Below are 4,725 nucleotides of genomic sequence, written 5' to 3' on the forward strand. Positions count from 1 at the left end.
TCCCCTCCTTCTCCTTCCCCCCCCCCCCCCCCCCCCCCCCCCCCCCCCCCCCCCCCCCCCCCCCCCTCCCCCCCCCCCCCCCCCCCCACTACCACCGTGTGCAGTCAACGCACGTTTGGTACTTCGTAGCCCAGCTTGCCCACCTGCTCGGCGTGCTGCGGCACGCGCTTGAGCTTGTCGGTGTTGACCCCGTACTCGTCGCGCAGGCGTTCGGCCAGGTCCTTGTACAGGGCCTTGTCCATGTCAGGCGTGCGGGCGAAGATCCAGGCCATCTCGCGGCCCGGGTAGCCGATCAGCGCCCAGGAATAGTCCGGCGCTACTTCCAGTACCCGCGAATGGGTCGGCACGACCCGGTAGAACCAGGTGCGCCAGCCGTGGTTGCCACTGTCGGGATCGACGCTGGCGCGCGCACGGATTTCCTGCAGCGGTTCACCGAAACCATCGCGGTAGCGATAGGTGATGGCGACCTTGTGGTCCTCGCGCAGCTCGTACTGGTTGACGCTGGCGACGTGGCCGCGCTCGATGAAGTTCGGCACGCGGCCGATCACGTACCAGGTCCCCATGAAGCGCTGCAGGTCGATCGCCCCATCTGCAGAGGCTTCCGCGGCGCTGTTGTGGGACGACGGTGGAGAATTGGCAGCCACTGCCGGACCGCCCAGGGACAGGGCCAGCAACACAGCGCAGAGCGGGCGGATCGAGGTCATGCGGGAGCGGGCTCCAGTGGGCTTGCCCGCGCATGGTCACTGTGTGCACGCCATCCGTCAATGGTGTCGCAGCCGGTGAGAAGCCCCGCAGCCAAGCTGACCGGCATCGACCACCGGAGAATCCGCATGCGCACACGTCCCCGCCACCGCCCGCCAACTGAACGCGTCAGCGAACGCGCCGATCCGCGCCTGTTGCGGGTGGTGCCGCAGCTCGCCCTCGCTGGCCTGGCCGTGGTGCTGGTGTGGCCGGCCGCGCGCGGCAGCAGTGCCTGGCTGGGCTGGTTGCCGCTGTGGCTGGTCGGCATGCCGTTGGCGGCCTGGTGGGCACTGCTGCGCTGCCCGTTGCCAACGCTGGCCGCGCTCCGCTCGCTGCGACGCGACCATGGGCAGGCCCGGCGGCGCTCCCCCACACGTACGCGCAAGGCGCACACCGCCACGGCCTGACCTTCGACACGGGGGCGGCCCCGGTGATCCATGCTAGCGTTCCACGGCTAATGACTGCCTGGAGCTGCAATGTCACGATTCGCTTCCGCCTGCCTGCTGGCCGGCATGATGACCGCTGCCTCGGTGGGTACCGCCGTGGCCGCTGAAGACACCGACCGTTACGCCTGGCTGGAGGACGTCACCGGCGACAAGCCGTTGTCCTGGGTCAAGGAACAGAACGCCAAGTCCGAGGCGCGCCTGGCGCAGACCCCGGCCTTCAAGCAGATGGAGAGCAGCATCCGCGAGGTGCTCGACTCGGACGCCAAGATTCCCGGCGTGCAGAAGATCGGCGATTACTACTACAACTTCTGGAAGGACAAGCAGCACGAGCGCGGCCTGTGGCGTCGCACCACCCTGGCCGAGTACCGCAAGGCCTCGCCGACCTGGGAAACCGTGCTCGACCTGGATGCGCTGAACAAGGCCGAGAACGAAAACTGGGTCTGGCACGGCGCTGACTGCCTGCGTCCGGATTACAGCCGCTGCCTGATCGCGCTGTCGCGCGGCGGTGCCGACGCCGATGTCACCCGCGAGTTCGACCTGGCCAGCAAGAGCTGGATCAAGGACGGCTTCTTCCGTCCCGAATCGAAGGGCGGCCTGAGCTGGATCGACCGCGACACCGTGTTCGTCTACACCGATTTCGGCAGCGGCTCGATGACCACCTCCGGTTACCCGCGCGTGGCCAAGCTGTGGAAGCGTGGCACGCCGATGTCCGCCGCCAGCCTGGTCTACGAAGGCAAGCCGGAAGACATGTACATCGCGGCGATGCACGATGACACCCCGGGCTTCGAGCGCAACCTGGTCAGCCGTACGCTGGCCTTCTACAACAACGAGATCTACCTGCGCGGCGACGATGGCAAGCTGACCAGGATCGATGCGCCGAACTCGGCCGAGAAGGGCCTGCACAAGCAGTGGCTGACCCTGGAACTGCGCGATCCGTGGACCGTGGGTGGCAAGACCTACGCCTCCGGCGCACTGCTGGTGACCAAGCTGGATGATTTCCTGGCCGGCAAGCGTGACTTCGAGGTGCTGTTCACTCCGACCGCGACCACCTCGCTGGCCAGTGCCTCGTGGACCAAGAACCACCTGGTGCTGAACGTGCTGGACGACGTCAAGAACCGCCTGTCGGTGCTGACTCCGACCGCCAAGGGCTGGCAGAAGAGCGATTTCGTCGGCGCGCCGGCCTTCGGCACCCTGGGCGTCAGTGCGGTCGACAGCAATGACAGCGATGCAGTGTGGCTGACCGCCACCGATTACCTGACCCCGACCACCCTGGCGATCGCCGACATCGGCAAGGCACCGGAAGTGCTCAAGACCATGCCGGCGTTCTTCGATGCCGACGGCAAGGTGATCGAGCAGCATTTCGCCACCAGCAAGGACGGTACCCGCGTGCCGTACTTCGTGGTGCACGACAAGGCGATGAAGCTCGACGGCTCCAACCCGACCCTGCTGTACGGCTACGGTGGTTTCGAGATTTCGCTGACCCCGTCGTACTCGGGCGGCATGGGCCGCGCCTGGCTGGAGAAGGGCGGCGTGTACGTGGTCGCCAACATCCGTGGTGGTGGCGAGTACGGCCCGCGCTGGCACCAGGCGGCGCTGAAGCAGAACCGTCACAAGGCCTATGAAGACATGGCCGCGGTTGCCCAGGACCTGGTCACCCGCAGGATCACTTCTGCCAAGCACCTGGGCGTGCAGGGCGGCAGCAACGGTGGCCTGCTCACCGGCAACATGCTGACCCAGTACCCCGAGCTGTTCGGTGCGGTGGTGGTGCAGGTTCCGCTGCTGGACATGAAGCGTTACAGCCACCTGCTGGCCGGCGCGTCGTGGATGGCCGAGTACGGCAACCCGGACACCAGCGACTGGGAGTTCATCAAGACCTTCTCGCCGTACCACCTGTTCGACGCGAAGAAGAGCTACCCGCCGGTGCTGTTCACCACCTCCACCCGCGATGACCGCGTGCATCCGGGCCACGCCCGCAAGATGGCCGCGAAGATGATCGATGCCGGCAAGGACGTGACCTACTACGAGAACATCGAAGGCGGTCATGGCGGTGCAGCCAACAACGCGCAGGCCGCGCACATGTCCGCACTGGCCTACAGCTTCCTGTGGGAGCGGCTGGGCGGTAAATGATGAAATGAAAAACGCCGCCCTCGGGCGGCGTTTTTCGTTGGGTATTCGTTGAACGGTAGCGCCGGGCCATGCCCGGCGGCTCCTTTGCCGCGTCGCGCGGCAAAAATCCGCCGGGCTCGGCCCGGCACTACCGGAATCGTTTCAACCCGTGCGCGATACGCTCCACCGCTTCCTGCAGCCGCGGCACTTCCTGGGTATAGGCCAGGCGTACGTGCTGGTTCGATCGATGGAAGCCGAAATCCAGGCCCGGGGTGAACGCCACATGCTCGGTTTCCAGGAAGTGTGCGCAGAACGCCTGCGCGTCATCGGTGAACGCGCTGACGTCGGCGTACAGGTAGAACGCCCCCTGCGGCTCCACTTCGATGCGGAAGCCAAGCTCGCGCAGCGCCGGCAGCAGGAAGTCGCGGCGCTGCTGGAAGGCTTGGCGGCGCTGCTCGAAGATCGCCATCGCCTCGTCGCTGAAACAGGCAAGGGCCGCGTGCTGGGCGATGCTCGAAGCGCTGATGTACAGGTTCTGCGCCAGCTTCTCCAGGTCGGGTACCGCCGCCGGTGGCGCCACCAGCCAGCCCAGTCGCCAGCCGGTCATACCGAAGTACTTGGAGAAACTGTTCAGCACGAACGCGCTGTCATCGACCTGCAGCACGCTCGCTGCATCCAGGCCGTAGGTCAGGCCGTGATAGATCTCGTCGACCACCAGGTGGCCGCCGCGCGCATGCAGCGAAGCCGAGAGGGCCGCAAGTTCATCGGCTGACAGCACGGTGCCGGTGGGGTTTGCCGGCGACGCCACCAACGCGCCGACGCTGTCGGCGTTCCAGTGCTGCTGCACCAGCGAAGGGGTCAACTGGTAGGCCGTTTCCGGGCCCACTGGGACCAGCTGCGCGCCGCCTTCCACCAGCCGCAGGAAGTGGCGGTTGCACGGATAACCGGGATCGGCCAGCAGCCAGTGGCGGCCGGGGTCGACCAGCAGGCTGCTGGCCAGCAGCAGCGCGCCGGAGCCGCCCGGCGTGACCAGGATGCGCTCGGGGTCGATATCCAGGCCGTAATGACTGCGATAGAAACCGCTGATCGCCTGGCGCAGGGCGGGCAGGCCGCGTGCGGCGGTGTAGCGGGTGTGGCCGGCGGCCAACGCCGCCTGGCCGGCACGCACGACCGGCTCGGCGGTGGTGAAGTCCGGTTCGCCGATCTCCAGATGGATCACATCGTGACCGGCCTGTTCCAGCGCCTGTGCGCGGGCCAGCAGGGACATCACGTGGAAGGGAGCGATTTCGTGGCTGCGCCGGCTGTAGCCCGGCGTGTGGGGCAGGGTACTCATGCCCCACATGGTACGCCGGGTGTCCCGGTAGTGGGGGGGGGGGGGGGGGGGGGGGGGGGGGGGGGGGGGGGGGGGGGGGGGGGGGGGGGGGGGGGGGGG

The 4,725-nt window shown here is 67.4% G+C and carries 4 protein-coding genes; 2 read left to right on the forward strand and 2 right to left on the reverse strand.

Features of this window, described 5'->3' with window-relative positions:
- Positions 1–104 precede the first annotated feature (104 nt).
- A complete protein-coding gene (locus AC3WTC_RS20235) occupies positions 105–704 on the reverse strand; it encodes a lipocalin family protein (protein WP_100436930.1) in 600 nt (199 codons plus the stop codon).
- 126 nt (positions 705–830) lie between these two features.
- Here AC3WTC_RS20235 and AC3WTC_RS20240 point away from each other — a divergent pair, with 126 nt between their 5' ends.
- Positions 831–1,148 carry a hypothetical protein gene (locus AC3WTC_RS20240; RefSeq protein WP_032976554.1) on the forward strand — a complete coding sequence of 106 codons (318 nt, stop codon included), beginning with the start codon at positions 831–833 and terminating at the stop codon, positions 1,146–1,148.
- Between the two features lie 69 nt (positions 1,149–1,217).
- Positions 1,218–3,314, forward strand: a complete 2,097-nt coding sequence (locus AC3WTC_RS20245) for a prolyl oligopeptidase family serine peptidase (RefSeq protein ID WP_025877301.1) — start codon at positions 1,218–1,220, stop codon at positions 3,312–3,314.
- Between the two features lie 127 nt (positions 3,315–3,441).
- Here AC3WTC_RS20245 and AC3WTC_RS20250 read toward each other — a convergent pair whose 3' ends face one another.
- On the reverse strand, positions 3,442–4,626 hold the full coding sequence (locus AC3WTC_RS20250) for a pyridoxal phosphate-dependent aminotransferase (protein ID WP_492712401.1): 1,185 nt from the start codon (positions 4,624–4,626) through the stop codon (positions 3,442–3,444).
- Between the last annotated feature and the right edge of the window lie 99 nt (positions 4,627–4,725).

The sequence above is a fragment of the Stenotrophomonas sp. FW305-C-20-S1 genome (genome assembly GCF_058783335.1).

Bases quoted from the DNA above. Each gene is read 5' to 3' on its own strand.
- AC3WTC_RS20235 (WP_100436930.1), bottom strand. From the start codon at position 704: ATGACCTCGATCCGCCCGCTCTGCGCTGTGTTGCTGGCCCTGTCCCTG.
- AC3WTC_RS20240 (WP_032976554.1), top strand. From the start codon at position 831: ATGCGCACACGTCCCCGCCACCGCCCGCCAACTGAACGCGTCAGCGAA.
- AC3WTC_RS20245 (WP_025877301.1), top strand. From the start codon at position 1,218: ATGTCACGATTCGCTTCCGCCTGCCTGCTGGCCGGCATGATGACCGCT.
- AC3WTC_RS20250 (WP_492712401.1), bottom strand. From the start codon at position 4,626: ATGAGTACCCTGCCCCACACGCCGGGCTACAGCCGGCGCAGCCACGAA.